The 15,397-nt window shown below is 40.7% G+C and carries 14 protein-coding genes and 1 pseudogene; 3 read left to right on the top strand and 12 right to left on the bottom strand.

Annotation, left to right across the window (positions count from 1 at the left end):
* Positions 1-14 precede the first annotated feature (14 nt).
* Entirely contained in the window at positions 15-2,450 is a 2,436-nt protein-coding gene (gene cas3 / locus ACPC58_RS01535) for a CRISPR-associated helicase Cas3' (RefSeq protein ID WP_434065023.1), read from the bottom strand.
* Positions 2,451-2,597: 147 nt separating this feature from the next.
* Between cas3 and mnmE the strand changes: the two genes are divergently transcribed.
* Together mnmE and ACPC58_RS01525 are read left to right on the top strand one after the other, a co-directional pair.
* Positions 2,598-3,971 (top strand): tRNA uridine-5-carboxymethylaminomethyl(34) synthesis GTPase MnmE, encoded by a 1,374-nt coding sequence (gene mnmE / locus ACPC58_RS01530; protein WP_172036661.1) that lies wholly within the window; start codon positions 2,598-2,600, stop codon positions 3,969-3,971.
* Positions 3,972-4,096: 125 nt separating this feature from the next.
* Positions 4,097-4,408, top strand: coding sequence for a hypothetical protein (locus tag ACPC58_RS01525; protein ID WP_434065022.1), 312 nt, complete (start codon positions 4,097-4,099; stop codon positions 4,406-4,408).
* A gap of 127 nt (positions 4,409-4,535) precedes the next feature.
* Here ACPC58_RS01525 and ACPC58_RS01520 read toward each other — a convergent pair whose 3' ends face one another.
* The 9 genes from ACPC58_RS01520 to ACPC58_RS01480 form a co-directional block, all read right to left on the bottom strand.
* Complete coding sequence (locus tag ACPC58_RS01520) at positions 4,536-5,117, bottom strand: LemA family protein (protein WP_434065021.1); 582 nt, start codon at positions 5,115-5,117, stop codon at positions 4,536-4,538.
* Positions 5,118-5,187: 70 nt separating this feature from the next.
* On the bottom strand, positions 5,188-5,970 hold the full coding sequence (locus ACPC58_RS01515) for a TPM domain-containing protein (protein ID WP_434065020.1): 783 nt from the start codon (positions 5,968-5,970) through the stop codon (positions 5,188-5,190).
* A 67-nt stretch (positions 5,971-6,037) separates the two neighbouring features.
* Positions 6,038-6,619 (bottom strand): uracil-DNA glycosylase family protein, encoded by a 582-nt coding sequence (locus ACPC58_RS01510; protein WP_130554764.1) that lies wholly within the window; start codon positions 6,617-6,619, stop codon positions 6,038-6,040.
* Between the two features lie 526 nt (positions 6,620-7,145).
* The gene (locus ACPC58_RS01505; protein WP_434065019.1) at positions 7,146-7,295 is read right to left on the bottom strand and encodes a hypothetical protein; all 150 of its coding nucleotides are present in this window, start codon (positions 7,293-7,295) and stop codon (positions 7,146-7,148) included.
* 478 nt (positions 7,296-7,773) lie between these two features.
* Positions 7,774-8,742 (bottom strand): sugar phosphate isomerase/epimerase family protein, encoded by a 969-nt coding sequence (locus ACPC58_RS01500; RefSeq protein WP_434065018.1) that lies wholly within the window; start codon positions 8,740-8,742, stop codon positions 7,774-7,776.
* Between the two features lie 69 nt (positions 8,743-8,811).
* A complete protein-coding gene (locus tag ACPC58_RS01495) occupies positions 8,812-9,840 on the bottom strand; it encodes a Gfo/Idh/MocA family protein (protein WP_171988587.1) in 1,029 nt (342 codons plus the stop codon).
* A gap of 1 nt (position 9,841) precedes the next feature.
* Positions 9,842-10,579, bottom strand: a complete 738-nt coding sequence (locus ACPC58_RS01490; protein ID WP_434065017.1) for a sugar phosphate isomerase/epimerase family protein — start codon at positions 10,577-10,579, stop codon at positions 9,842-9,844.
* A gap of 4 nt (positions 10,580-10,583) precedes the next feature.
* Positions 10,584-11,306, bottom strand: a complete 723-nt coding sequence (locus ACPC58_RS01485) for a ThuA domain-containing protein (RefSeq protein WP_434065016.1) — start codon at positions 11,304-11,306, stop codon at positions 10,584-10,586.
* 53 nt (positions 11,307-11,359) lie between these two features.
* Positions 11,360-12,391 (bottom strand): Gfo/Idh/MocA family protein, encoded by a 1,032-nt coding sequence (locus ACPC58_RS01480; RefSeq protein ID WP_217374908.1) that lies wholly within the window; start codon positions 12,389-12,391, stop codon positions 11,360-11,362.
* Positions 12,392-12,544: 153 nt separating this feature from the next.
* Between ACPC58_RS01480 and ACPC58_RS01475 the strand changes: the two genes are divergently transcribed.
* Complete coding sequence (locus ACPC58_RS01475) at positions 12,545-13,309, top strand: AraC family transcriptional regulator (RefSeq protein ID WP_277843356.1); 765 nt, start codon at positions 12,545-12,547, stop codon at positions 13,307-13,309.
* Between the two features lie 69 nt (positions 13,310-13,378).
* On the opposite strand, the pseudogene ACPC58_RS01470 reads toward ACPC58_RS01475, so the two are convergent.
* Both ACPC58_RS01470 and pepV read right to left on the bottom strand, forming a co-directional pair.
* A pseudogene (locus ACPC58_RS01470) lies at positions 13,379-13,534 on the bottom strand (carbohydrate ABC transporter permease); the annotation flags it as partial.
* A gap of 382 nt (positions 13,535-13,916) precedes the next feature.
* The gene (pepV, locus tag ACPC58_RS01465) at positions 13,917-15,317 is read right to left on the bottom strand and encodes a dipeptidase PepV (protein ID WP_434065015.1); all 1,401 of its coding nucleotides are present in this window, start codon (positions 15,315-15,317) and stop codon (positions 13,917-13,919) included.
* Positions 15,318-15,397 lie beyond the last annotated feature (80 nt).

The raw sequence follows: 15,397 nt of genomic DNA, 5'->3' as shown, positions 1-15,397 counted from the left end.
CTTTCTATCTTACCTTACAAGATAGGAAGGTTTGCCTCTTTTTTTAATCCAAGCTTTTCGTCATCATAACACTCTTCTTGCAGTATTAAGACCTTTCCCTCCAAATAATATCGGATAGCTTGTAGCCGACTGTCATACTTTCTCAGATTGACTGTAAAAGGCTGCAAACTCTTGAGAATTTGTTTAATCTCAACTAAATCCTGGCCTCTTGGATAGGGAGTATCTACCAAACGTTCTTCCAAGTCAGCGATTATACCCACTCCGTCACCATATGGAACTAGGACACCAATACTATCATCTTTGATTAAATCCATTTTCTGCCCTGCCGTCTTGAACGACTGTCTGACTTTGCAGTTCGGACTTCCTTTGAAGCTACTTAAGCTGAGATAGTCATAGACAGATTCATTGGTAGACAGTGGGTAATCAAATTGTTTTGTATTGTCGGCATAGTAACGTTCAAAAAATAGACGATTTAAGGCCCCAACATCAATTGGTGACATTTCTTTTATCAAAATATTCTCAGTCGCCTCTTTTTTATGCTTAATTTCTTTAAGATAGGTGAGGCTTTCTTCTTCCTTGGATAAATTTATCAATGTTACCTGACCTAAATCACGTTTGCCTTCACGGTTACAACGGCCAGCTGCTTGAACAATCGAGTCTAAACCTGCATAAGATCGAACCACTCGCTCAAAATCAACATCCACTCCTGCTTCAATCAATTGCGTACTAATACAAATTATAGGAACATCGTCTTTCAACTGCTTTTTGATTTCTTGGATAACATCGAGACGGTGCTGGGCACACATATTGGTTGAGAGGTGATAAAGTGGTCTGTCTGTTTGGAATTCTAATAGGCTATATAGTTTTTCTACTGCTGGTTTGGTATTGAGAATGACAAGCGTAGAAGTTTCTTCTTCCAAGATAAAACTTGCCAGGTCAGTCAATCGGGAAACTGCATTGCTTTCATCGAACTTGCGGAGTTCTGTCCTCTTAAAGACCTCTTGTTCTTCAGCGGTTAAGGTGACAATGTCTGCCTGCTCTGCTATTTCCCCACCATATAATAGTCGGTGGCTTATGGAAACCGAATCATAGGCAGGTTGAGTCGCAGTACAGAGAACAACTGTAGCCCCCATGACACGACTCAAAAAATTCATGGTCAGATTAAAAAGCGTAGTGACCTCAATGGGGAGGGATTGGACTTCATCTAAAATCAAGACGCTGTTTGCTAAGTTGGAGAAGCGTCTGATATTAGCTGACTTGGTCTTAAAGAGGGTTTGAAAGAACTGAACCATGGTGGTAAGGACAACTGGGCTATCCCAGGTATCAATCAGGTAATCTGTCATTAGACTATTGACAGTTTCCTCTCCATACTCCTCATTTTGAGGTGTGGCATCTTGTTGTTCTCTGACTAGATTAGAATGGTGCTCCAAGACACCTTCTTTGCCAATAATCTCCTGAATCGCTGCTGCATTTTGTTCTAAAACGGACAAAAAGGGCGTCATGTAGAAGAAACGATTTTTACCTTTCTGTGTCAGTTGATGAACAGCGTAACGAAGGGACAGATTAGTTTTACCTGCACCCGTCGGAAGATTGAGACGATAAATGCCTGAAGAATCCGTAGCACCACGATGTTTAACACGCTCTCCCAAGGCCGTTCGAATACGGTTAAGTTCGGTGGTTGGATTTCCAAAACCTGCATAAACTTCTTCTACTGATTGAAAATACTTCTGAACAAGTTCACTATTTTCCTCAGTAGTTTTTGGCTCGATAACAAGGTCATAGGCATTAATCGTATCCAAAATATCCGCATTCTTCAAATAAGACAGGTAGAGCCGAATAAAACAAGAACTATAAAAAGCCGATTCGCTATCATCATTGATGCATAACTTCGCCCAAGCGGTTTGAAAATTTTCAAATGATTTCATCACTAAATCATCTACATTTTGATAGCCAAAGCTAGGTAGCTGTTCTTCCAATAACTTGGCATAGGCCTTTATATCTTCTTCATAATGATAGTCTGCTCGTGGCTGGCCAATCCGATAGAATAACTTACTATACCGATATCTACCTGCTCCTTCCATATCCTCAGGTAGAGGGACGTCATACACACCGTGGTGGGCAGATATAATGTAGGCTATTATTTCACGAAAAAGCTGGGCATCGTTTGTGTTTCTCCCCGAGCGTTGAAAGACTTGCTCAATCTCTTGAAATAGGTAACGGGCTCCTGCATACGAATGATCGACGTGTAGACTTGGCTTCTCTTTCATTTTTTTCTGAAAAAGTCTTTCACTCTTGCCCAAATCATGATAAAGTCCTAGTAAGAACAAAATATCCCCTTGGCCAATCGTATCTGTAAGGACTTTGGCCCCCATCGCAACATTGAACAGGTGGTCCTCTAGATATTGAAACCGACTTTCTATTTCTCTTTTTTCAAGATGTGCTAACCTCATCTATTACCTCCTGTTTTTAGTAATATTCTACCATTTTTCAATAGCTTTAGAAAGCGTTTTCTGTCTTTTTTTGTCTCATTTTTACCATCGAATATTACACAACATGCTATAATAGTTTTATTATAATCCTACAGAAAGCCAAACTCTATGATCACAAAAGAATTCGATACAATAACTGCTATTTCTACTCCTCTCGGAGAGGGGGCAATTGGGATTGTTCGTCTGTCTGGTACAGATGCATTTTCCATTGCAAGCAAAGTTTTTAAAGGAAAGGACTTAGCGACTGTGCCAAGTCATAGTCTGAACTATGGCCATATTATTGATCCAGCAACTGGACAGGTACTGGATGAAGTGATGCTAGGTGCCATGCGATCTCCAAAGACCTTTACGCGCGAAGATGTGATTGAAATCAATACACATGGGGGTATCGCCGTCACGAATGAAATTCTTCAATTGTTGATTAGACAAGGTGCCCGAATGGCTGAGCCTGGTGAGTTTACCAAGCGGGCCTTTCTCAACGGACGTGTGGATTTGACCCAGGCAGAGGCTGTCATGGATGTCATCCGTGCCAAGACCGACAAGGCTATGCACAACGCAGTCCGTCAGTTGGATGGCTCTCTCTCCCAACTGATTAATGAAACACGTCAGGAAATCCTCAATACTTTGGCTCAAGTCGAAGTGAATATTGATTATCCAGAGTATGATGATGTCGAAGAGGCAACCACAGACTTAGTCCGTGAGAAGACTCTCCAGTTTCAAGCTCTTTTGGAAAATCTCCTCCGAACCGCTCGTCGAGGTAAGATTTTACGTGAAGGTATCGCAACAGCTATTATCGGTCGACCAAATGTGGGAAAATCCAGCCTACTCAATAATCTCCTCCGTGAGGAAAAAGCCATCGTTACAGATATAGCAGGGACAACTCGCGACGTTATCGAAGAATACGTCAACATCAAAGGCGTCCCCCTCAAGCTGATTGATACCGCTGGTATCCGTGAAACAGATGACATCGTTGAAAAAATCGGTGTGGAACGGTCTAAAAAAGCGCTTGAGGAGGCCGACCTGATCCTACTTGTCCTCAACGCATCTGAGCCACTTACCGAACAAGACCGAAATCTATTAGCCATTTCAAACATGGCTAATCGAATTATCTTGCTCAATAAAACAGACCTAGAAGAAAAAATTGAAGCTGATCAACTACCTGAGGATGTCATTCGCATCTCTGTCTTAGAAAACCAAAACATTGATCAAATCGAAGAAAAAATCAATCAACTTTTCTTTGAAAATGCAGGTTTGGTGGAACAAGATGCTACCTACTTATCTAATTCACGACATATATCCTTGATTGAACAAGCTGTCCAAAGTCTTCAGGCAGTTAATGATGGATTGGAAATGGGTATGCCTGTCGACTTGTTACAGGTAGACCTAACACGTTGTTGGCAAATACTGGGCGAAATCACAGGAGATGCCGCTCCAGATGAATTAATCACACAACTCTTTAGCCAATTTTGTCTTGGAAAATAAATATAGTCATGCAAAAATATTTGCATGACTTTTATATACAAAAAATCAAAAAATACTTGTTGATTGCTGTAAATTATATTATGCTAAAAAATAGAAAGGAGACACTACGATGAAAAATTGAAAGAATGTCTCAACTCCTGACCTTTGACACATCAAAACGGACATTTTCATCAATTACATTAGAACATTCTTCACCGAGCGCAATCTATCCACTAAAAGATAAAAATTTGCTTTTTATCGAACACACTGATTACCAATTCAGTCCCATCTCATTTACCATTTACAATACAGAAACTGGTGAACAAGTTTTTCATTCATTGACGGAGTTAAATCCTCGACCCCACTATCTTGAACATGTCCGCCAAATGGACAATCGTCGTCTGATGATGATTCTTCGGATACTCTTATCATTTATGATTTGCAGACTAAGAAGATAACCAATAAAACGACCTTATCAGAAGATTATGTGAGTGGTATTTGGGTCAATCCATAACAAAATAGAACTCGGTTTTTTGCCGAGTTCTATTTTGTTATTTCTAATCTAATGAAAACAAGAATCTTATTCTACTCTTCGTCACTCAAATCAACACTTGGCACAGTCGTTGCTGCATCATTTGTTGCTTGGAAGAGTTCAACTTTTTCATATCCGAATAGACCTGCATAGATTGATGTTGGAAAGCGTTTGATTTTTTTATTGTAAGATGTTGCCACTGCGTTATAATCTTTACGGGCAACTAAGATTCGATTCTCGGTACCTTCAAGCTCTGTAATCAAGTTTGAAACCTGTTGATTAGCTGTCAATTGTGGATAGTTTTCTGCCACTACCAATAGTCGAGAAACTGCAGAATCCAACTGACTTTGAGCTTGGTTATATTCATCCGTTCCCTGTTGACTGGAGCCAATTTTAGCACGCGCTTCTGCAATAGCAGTAAATATTTCTTCCTCGTGTTCCATGGCTCCTTTGACAGCTGCGACTACATTAGGTATCAAGTCATAGCGTCGTTGCAACTGTGTGTCTACATTGGCTTGCGCCTTTTCAACTTCAGCATAACTGTCCACCAAGCCATTGTATTGCCCGACTGCTCCCAATCCTAAAAATAGCAGAGCTAGGACTGGAATGAGGAGAACCAACCATTTCTTTTTCATATGATTTCCTTTCTAACAATGATTAAACATTCTAAAAAACGAATAGCTATCAGAATCATTACAAGATTCCTTACCAATCGGAAGAGGCACCTCCACCTCCTCCGCCACCACCGGACCAATCACCGCCACCGAAGCCGGACGATGAGGAATTAGACGAGTGATGATTGCGGTAGTGATACTGATTATCCACCAACATCCATAGCAAATTGCCTGGTCCACCACCTCCACGACTGGATTTTTCAATTATCACAAAAATAATAATCACAACGACAACAGTTAAGAAAGCGAAAAAGCCCTCCTCCTCTTCAGATGTTCTCTCTTCTAAGGTGGCTAACTGGCGCTGACCAACGCTGGTACCATAAAACTGATCACCAATGGATTGAACAATATAGGTCACACCGCCATTGTAATCTTCCTGTCGAAAGAATTCTCTTGCATTTTCGAGAATTTCTTTTGCTTCTACATCTGTCAAGACTGTCGCAGCATTATCTGACGTTTCAATCCGAAATTCCCTATCTTCTATTGCAATAACCAGAAGTATCCCATTATTTGTGCCTGATAATCCAACTTGCCACTGACGAAATATCTCATTGGCCAAACTTTCGATATCTGTCCACAGCCTATTCGTCATATAGACACCGACCTGTAAACCTTGTTCCGTTGTTGACCAATTGAGATTAAGCTGATCAATTTCAGCAATAGTCTCGCTAGAAAGTAATTGAGTATCATCTACTACTGTTGTATCTATCGGTCGATCGGGAATCTGGTTTGCATTTACGAAGGTAGGTGGAATTAACAACCAAACCGCTAAAATAGTTAGACAAGTGACAATCAGTGTTTTCCATTTTCTCATCAGACACCTCCTTCGATGAACAAAGATAAGAAAAATTTACTAGGTAAATATATACAATTATATCATGTTAGTTTTGCTTTATCAATATATTTATGTTGTTTTTCAGCAGTGGCAAAATCTCTTCAACAAACCATGGATGTTTAGCTTGCCATATATTGTTCCTTGGCGATGGGTGAGGTAGGGGAAAATAGGTGGGTAGGTAATCAGCTGCATTCTCCACTCTCTCGGTCAAAGTCCTATGGGATTCTCCTAAATAATAGTCCTGGGCATACTTACCGATCAACAAGGTCAGCTCAATCTGGGGTAGTTGCTTCATAATGAGTGGGTGCCATTTGGGCGCAAAATCCTTGCGAGGCGGCAAATCCCCAGACTTCCCTTTTCCTGGATAATAGAAATCCATAGGAAGAATAGCAAAATGACCAGATGCATAGAATAATTCCCTATCTACTCCCAACCATTTCCGCAGATTCTCTCCACTAGCATCATCAAATAAGCGACCTTTTTCTTGTGTTTTTAATCCCGGTGCCTGTCCAATAATAAGAATTTTTGCGGTAGACGGTGCTTGGAAAAGCGGCTTTATCCCTTTTTTCGTAAAAGCTTGATTGGTTAAATCCTCCATAATCGCCTGACGAATATCAGCAAGTTCCATGATGTCCTACTTTCTTGACCATTGTTACATCTGCTTCTAGAGCATGAAAACCACATTTTTTATACCTGAATCCGTGATAAGTCATCAGAAAATAGGTTTTCTAAGTGGATTTTTTAACATTTGCACCTCATGGTTTATTAATAGGCTTTGAGGTACTATATAATGACAGTTATACAAAGTTTTCGATGGTTTTTAAGGTATGCTTAAATACACCTGCGTCTAACTATTTTTAAAAACAGGTGTCATAGTAAGTGCTTTTCCTAATTTATGAACAAATAATCAACATAAAAAGGCTGTATAAACGCGTTTGAAAGTAAGAAACCACGGGCTATTATTACCGAATTTTAAATAGTGTTTACGTGCGTGTCTCACCATCTTCGAAGCAAGTGTAATTAAGTTTTGAATAACTGTTTTTACACGGCGTCGAAAGACTTTTTTCTTCACGGGTGCATCGTTTTTCTTAAGGCTTTCTTGACCAATAAGTCGTAAGAGATTATAGGTGAAACAACCTAAATGTAAGATTAAATCACATGCCGACACCTCTCTTTTTATAAATTATTCCTTCCTCGACTAACTGATTAATACCTTTAGCAGCTGTTGCAGGATTAATCTTGTGATATTTTGCAAATTCATTTGTTGAGGGGACTCGGCCAATTTCTGAAATAGTGTCGTTCACAATCATATCTTCAATTTGTTCTTTGATCTGTTAAAAAATTGGTATACTGTTGTCTATACTTTGCTTCACATTTCATCACCTAACTTATTTGGTTAGTTACTTATGTAATTAACTATATAACCATTAGTTAAAAAAGTCAATGTATTTTTACATATTGAAGCTGGGGCAAAGGCAAATAAGATATTAAAATAACCGAACCATAATTGACTAACGCCAATTATGGCCCGGTTATTTTTTTGCTAGGAAGCCTAAGTTAGCAACTGAAATATGCGAGACTCCTGTGGGAACAACGAAAGTTTCTGTTGGGGCGAGTAATTGCAGTCCCTTGAGCTAAAGATCCATTCAGAAAGCGAGTATATTTCAGTTACGGTGATCTTATTCTTATTTAGTGAAAAAATATTCACATTTTGAGAAAATGGATTTTTTTATCCCAGTCTCTTTCTCCCTATTATTTTTAGCTCATCTGAGTCTTGATGTATTATGCCCACCACATATCAGCTGGTTGGTCATAAATCAACACAGATTTTAAGTTCTCAACCGCACGCATAAACCCTTCATCAATCGACATAATGGGATCCTCATGTTCAATACTAATGACATGATCATACCCATACGTACGCAGAGCGCTAATAATATCACTCCATACTTTCACTGAGTGACCATAGCCAACAGAACGGAATGTCCAAGCGCGTGATTGCACCTCACTATATGGCTGCATATCCGTTAAACCGTACATATTCACATGTTCCTGGTCAATATACGTATCTTTTGCGTGGAAGTGATGAATCGCATTGGCTTTTCCAAGGATCTTAATGGCCGCGACAGGGTCAATCCCTTGCCACCATAAGTGACTTGGGTCAAGGTTGGCTCCAATCGCATTCCCTGTCTGTTCACGTAATTTTAACATCGTATGCGGCGTATGAACTAAGAAGCCCGCATGCAGTTCTAATCCAATCTTAACGTTATTTTCTTCTGCAATCGTGTTTATTTCTTTCCAGTAAGGCACGAGTTTTTCTTCCCATTGCCACTTAAGTACGGTACTGTATTCTTCTGGCCACGGTGTTACGGGCCAGTTTGGATATTTACCATCTTCCGAATCTCCCGGTGTACCAGAGAAGGTATTGACCACTGGAATGTTTAATAGTCCTGCAAGTTTTATCGTTTTGACTAACGTTTCGTGTGAGTCTTTTCTAAAAGCTTCATCTGGTGAGACGGGATTCCCGTGGCAACTAAGGGCACTGATTGTTAAACCACGTGAATTGACCTTTTCTAAAAAGGTTTGTCTTTCTGCTTCGCTATTTAGTAACACATCGAGTTTTAAGTGCGCATCACCTGGATAGCCACCTGTACCAATTTCAACCGCATCTAACCCTGCATTTTTCACATAATCTAACATCTCTTCGAAATTTTTATCCGCAAATAATACGGTAAAGACACCTAATTTCATTCTATTCGCTCCTTTTCATTCACTATTCATAATCATCACACCGATTCTAATCATACACAATCTGATTATTTAGTTTAATTTAATCGTTCGACCTGTTTGACTTGATTCCATCGCCGCAAGAATAATACCTAATGACTTCTTACCTTCCACACCATCGATTAAAGGCTTTGTATTCGTTCTCACCGATTCAACAAAGTGACTTACGACACCCGTAGATGTTTGTTGACCTTCTTCGTTCGTTTGGATTTTTCCAAGTTCATAGTTGACTTTACTGCCATCCGTATACGTGGCAATCAAGCTATAATTTGGATCATCTTCAAGACGTAACACACCTTTTTCCCCGTAAATAACAGTGGCATTACTTTCGTTAACTTTATATGCCCAACTCGCTGTTAATGTGCCAATCACACCTGAAGTACTCTTTAAGAGACACACAGCGTTATCATCGACACTGATATTCTCTTTCGCATTCGTTTCAACCATCGCTGATACTTCAGTAAACTCTTCACCTAAAATATAGCGAATCAGGTCGGCCTTATGGACACCTAAGTCACCCATTGCCCCGATTACCGCATCGTCTTTTCTAAAGAACCATGAGTTTTCGCCGTCAACACTCCAGCCTTCTGGTCCACCATGACCAAATGTCGTACGGAAGCTATATACTTTTCCGATTGCTCCTTCTGCGATCAATTCTTTTGCCTTTTGGTGTGAACGTACAAACCGCTGATTATGCGCGATCATTAACGTTTTTCCGCTTTTTTCGCTTGCTTCAATCATCGCTTCTGCTTCAGCTTGTGTTGTTGCCATCGGCTTTTCACATAACACGTGAGCACCACTTTCAAGTGCAGCAATTGAGACCGGCGCATGGAGCGCGTTCGGTAGGCAGACACTCACAAGGTCAACCGTTTCATTTTTTAAAAGTTCCTCATAATCTGTATAGACCGCACCACCATAAAGTTCTTGCATCGCTTCAGCACGTGAAGCGACAATATCGCACAGGGCGACAATTTCTACTGCCTCATTTTGATGATATTCAGGTAAGTGACGATATTTACTAATACTCCCACAACCAATGACTGCTACTTTTAATTTACTCATCTTAAATCACTCCTTCATTTTTTAAAAACGTCATACTTGTTTGAATCGCATCAAACGGATCACCATCGGTTTGGTCTTGTTCCACAATCCAGTAAGCAGGTGTCGCTCTATTTAGAATCGTTGATAAATCTGTACGCCCTGTCCCTAATGGCGCAAAGGTCGCTCGCTCATCTTTCGTCATATCTTTTAAGTGAACAAGTGCAAGTTGGTCTTTATACTTATTGATCCACGTAATCGGATCTTCCCCAGCTTTTTGAATCCAGTACACGTCTAACTCTAGTTTTAAACCATCAACTGTTCTGAGTAGGTACTCAAGCACATTTTCATCATCACTATAAGGTTCTAATTCAAAATCATGGTGATGATACAGTAAGTCCATTCCATGTGATTGAAGTTCTATTTGAATCGACTGTAAGACAGACGGTAAATCTTGATAAAATTCATGCGTCCGGTCTTCTGGTAAGATAAATGGACATACCACCCGTGTATTACCTAACAATTTTTGTTCGTTAATTACCTCATCTAACCGGTTAATTAAGTCTGTGAGTGGTACATGACTACCGGCGACGGTTAAATCAAGCACATCTAGGATAGCTCTAACTTCCTCCACCGTTAAATTGCCATAGCCGGCCAGTTCAACACCTTGAAAGCCGATGGCTTTCACTCGCTCTAATGTTTGTTTCATATCTTGTTGACACGCTTCACGTAAAGTGAAGAGCTGAATCGCTACTGGTATCATATCTTCATCCCTTATTTGAAATAGTTTCTAGTGGCCCGCTATTGCCGTAGGTCGGCTGATTTGTTTGGGTTACTTTTAACCAGTTAACCGCATTTTTAATCACCGTTTGAATCTCTTGATTATGATACGTTGGGTACGTTTCATGACCTGGTCTAAAGTAAAAGACTTTCCCGCGTCCGCGTTTATATGTTGCCCCACTTCTAAAGACTTCGCCGCCTTCAAACCAACTGACAAAGACCAATTCATCAGGGGCTGGAATATCAAAATGTTCCCCGTACATTTCTTCCTTTTCAAGCTCAATACAACTCCCTAACCCAGAAACAATCGGGTGAGTCGGATCAATAACCCATAAACGTTCTTTATCATCCGCTTCACGCCACTTTAAATCACAACTGGTTCCCATAAGCTTTTTAAAGATTTTAGAGAAGTGCCCTGAGTGAAGGACTAATAAGCCCATACCATCTAATACACGTTGTTGAATCTTTTCTACCCACTCATCTTTTACTTCATCGTGCGCCAGGTGGCCCCACCAAATTAATACATCGGTTTGATTTAATAAATGATCAGATAGACCATGGTTTTCTTCATCCAAGGTCGCCGTTGTCACCTCGTGACCTGCCTCTGTCAAAAAGCTTTTAATTGCCCCATGAATACCTTTTGGGTAAATCTCACTGACTTTTGGATTTTTTTGTTCATGTCTGTTTTCGTTCCACACTAAAATATTCATTCTAATAGCCTCCCTTTATCTCCTCTTGCTTAATATTGTACAAATGATTGTCTTTAGAAATGTACACGTTGTTTTTCTTTTCCTGATTGATAGACAGCATTAATCATTTGTTGGGTTTTAAGTGCTTCTTCAGCTGGGATATCAAGTGCGTCCACTTTACCTTGAAGTACGTCATAATAATTATTGATTTGTTTCGCATGACTCACACCCCAGTACCCTTTCACTCCTGAGTCATAAGTGAATGTTTCAAGCGGGTTATGATCCGCAATAAAGGTGCGCCCGTCATTTAATGTAACCGTCGCTTTGTCTGCCACCATCTTCGCCAGTCCATTTTCACAGTGTAATTCAATTTCGACTGGGGCATCATACGTATAGTAATTAATCGCATGGAAGGCCGTTACGACACCATTTTTATAAGCAATCACACCTTCGGCTGCATCTTCTACTTCAATGATTTCGTGGGCACGGTTACTGATTGAGGCATCGACATAGTTTAACTCACTATCAACGAACCAGCGCATTAAATCCATTGTATGAATTGCTTGGTCAATAATGACACCGCCGCCTTCTTTATCCCAAGTCCCTTTCCAATCACTGTTTTGATAGTATTCATCTGATCGGTCCCATGTGACTTGTAATTTACCCGACTTCACGGCGCCTAGTTCACCTGAGGTCAACATATTCTTAATTAATTGTGAACCTGGATTGTAGCGGTTTTGGAAAATAACACCTAGTGTCACGCCATTTTCCTTTGCGCCGTCAATCATCGCTTTGGCATCATCATAGTTAATCGCCATCGGTTTTTCTGTCATCACGTGAATCTGTCGTTTCGTTGCGGCCGCTGTTGCTGGTGCGTGTAAGTAGTGCGGTAAACAAATATGCACAACGTCTAGCTGTTCTGTGTCCATCATCTCTTCGTAATCATAATAAGATTTTGTATCTAATTGCTCTGCTTTTTCATCAGCACGATCTTTCTTTACGTCACAGACAGCGACGAGTTCAGCATCGTCTCTTTCCATAACACTTGCCGCGTGCATCGGAAAAATATTCCCGCAACCAATGATGCCTACTTTTAATGTTTTCATGTGTATTTGCTCCTTTTTTATTAAACGTTTTCATTATCTTATTTGACTTACGTTTTATTTGATTAACTTTATCTTACCGTCTCTTTCTCTTTTTTAAAATAGATGATATAATGAATTCATATCCTATCTTGCTACAGATGGAGGAAGCTTTTAATGAACATTGATCACTGCAATTACTCATCACATACCTATGGTTATCACGACTTACGTCGTAACGGGTTTAATCACTTTTTAATTCGTGTACAAATTGAAGGAAGAGGTAAAGCGACTATTCAAAGTAAAACATATCAATTAGAACAAGGATCGATTATCTTCGTCCCTCCAGGCACACACTATGAACTGACGATTGAACCGAATCAATTAAGCGGGGATTATCATTTACTTGTCACCGGGGATTGGTTAGAGGATTGGTGGGAAAAACTTGATTGTCCCGATTTTGCCGCGCTTTCATCAACCGATACGATTGTGACATTGTGGCGACTATTATCAACAGAAAAGCTCCGTCCCAGTCATGAACAAAACCATGACTTGAACACGCATCTATTGAAAAGCATTATGTTGATGATTGAAGCAGAAATAAATGCCCGTCACTCAATTCAACGCCCCTTCATCGTGACTCGAATGATGCGTTATATTGAAGAACATGCACTCGAGCGGCTAACACTTGAAGATGTTGCGAATGAAGTCGATTTAAGTGTCTCCCGTGCGAGTCATTTGTTTAAAGACCATACCGATAAGACGATGATTCAGTACGCTCAGCACATCAAATTAGAGGCGGCTATCAATCAAATGAAATATACCAATATGACCCTCGAACAAATCGCATTTACGTGCGGCTTCGGTAACTATCCTTATTTTCACCGCCTATTCACCCGAGAGTATCAGATGTCACCGAGTCAGTATCGTAAAATTAATTAAAAAGACATGGAGCGGGTTTTTGCTTACTCCATGTCTTTTGGTTGTTATTTTTTTATTCATCACCACACTTTACTTCACAGCACCATCGGCCACACCTTTAATAATGTGTTTTTGGGCAAAGAAGTAACTGAGAGTGACCGGAATAATCGCAATCGTTAAGCCCGCAAGTGCTAAGTGCCACTGTTTCGTATATCGTCCAAAGAAGAAGAACATACGAAGTGGAAGATGAGTGGAAATCTCCAGCGGAGGTTTCCAGCCTGTCACTTGACAATAATAAAGTGACAGAGTTCTATCTGCACCTGCGTCGCATAAACTGATTTTTATTTTCATTGACTGTAAATACAGATAAGAAGAGCTGTTTGACCATTTCCAAACCTGCAACTGTGAGTTCTCTCAGTTCCATTCCCCCTCCTAAAAAAGATGGGCGAACCCATCTTGATAAGGACCTGCATTTACAAGTAAAGTACTTTGATATATGAGATAGTTTTTCAGCTAATCAAGGCAGTTTTTTGAAGGAATACCGACTGTATTTTGAAAAAAAACGAACGATGTGTAGCTGAAAAACTAGCCTTAGATAAAAGTGCTGTACTGTAAATATGGGTTCGTACTATTTGATTAATTCATAGATAGCTTCTGCGTAAATGGCAGCTGCACGGTAGAGTTGCTCCACTTCGATAAATTCATTGGCTTGGTGCATGGTATTGACATCGCCTGGGAACATAGCTCCGTAGGCAACACCACGTTTGAGCAAGCGGCCGAATGTTCCACCACCGATTACTTGTTCGTGACCTTTCAAGCCTGTGTGTTTTTCATAAACAGACAAGAGGGTTGCGACCATTGGGTCATCGATCGGGCAATAATGTGGAGTATGACCGTGCTCAGACAGGCTAACAGCTTCCACGCCCAGTTTTTCCAAACCAGCCTTGATGGTTTCTGGGTTGGTATTTTTTGGATAACGGAAGTTGAGGGCAATGGTGTTATCAGATGAGGTTTCATCAAACTTAAAGACACCAACGTTCATAGAAAGAGCTCCCATTTGCTCATCGTAGATGGCTACGCCGAGTTTTTGTCCATCGTGGTCTTCCAGAAGGACTTGACCAGCAAGATCAAGATAAGCTTTAGCTGCTCCGTCAAAGGCGAATTGGCTGAGGAATTTTGCCAAATAGGTTGCTCCGTTGACACCTTCTTCTGGGGTTGACCCGTGGGCTGATTTTCCGATGACTTTTACTTGAACTTGACCATTTTCAAGAGTTTCCGCGTCAGCATTTAGGCCATAAGCAGCTGTGAATGCTGCTAACTTGCTGTCCAGATCTGCTAGGTCGCCAGAGATAATAGCTGTCGCAGATTCAGGCACCATGTTCTCACGCAAACCACCAGTGAAGGAATGCAGTTTAGCAGCTCCGCTATTTTCCCCCGCAAAATGAAGATAAGCTGTGATATTGCCCTTTTCCCCGTTGATAATTGGGAACTCAGCATCTGGAGAAAATCCGAAATCTGGCAAAGGAAGGCCGACGTGCTCGAAGTAGTAATCCATGTCCGCCCAGCCAGACTCTTCATCGGTACCAACGATGAAACGGACTTTTTTAGAGGTCGGAAGACCCAACTCCTTGATGATTTTCAAGCCGTAGTAACAAGCCATGGTTGGTCCCTTGTCGTCAGAAGATCCGCGAGCAAAGAGCTTACCATCGATGATTTGTGGCTCGTATGGGTTAGTATTCCAACCGCTTCCTGCTGGCACCACGTCCAAATGACCGAAAATACCAAGGACTTCGTCGCCTTCACCAAACTCAAAGTGACCTGCATAGTTATCGACATTTTTAGTCGGATAGCCGTCACGCTCTGCGATTTCAAGGAACTTGTCCAAGGCACGCACTGGTCCAGGTCCAAATGGATGCTGGGCATCTGCTTGGCTGTCGTCACGCTCAGAATTGATGCGTAAGAGGTCAAAGAGGTCCGCTAAAAACTCATCTTTGCGTTTGTCAAACTCTGCTCTAAAATCTACTGTCATATGTTCTCCTTTTCAGTATCAAAGTAAGTCTATTCTATCATATTTTCGCGAACTTCACCGATAAAAAATGACCTTTCACA

The organism is Streptococcus sp. VTCC 12905 (assembly GCF_049893385.1).
Taxonomy (GTDB): Bacteria; Bacillota; Bacilli; order Lactobacillales; family Streptococcaceae; genus Streptococcus; species Streptococcus suis_AA.
This window is presented reverse-complemented; position numbering and strand designations above follow the sequence as displayed.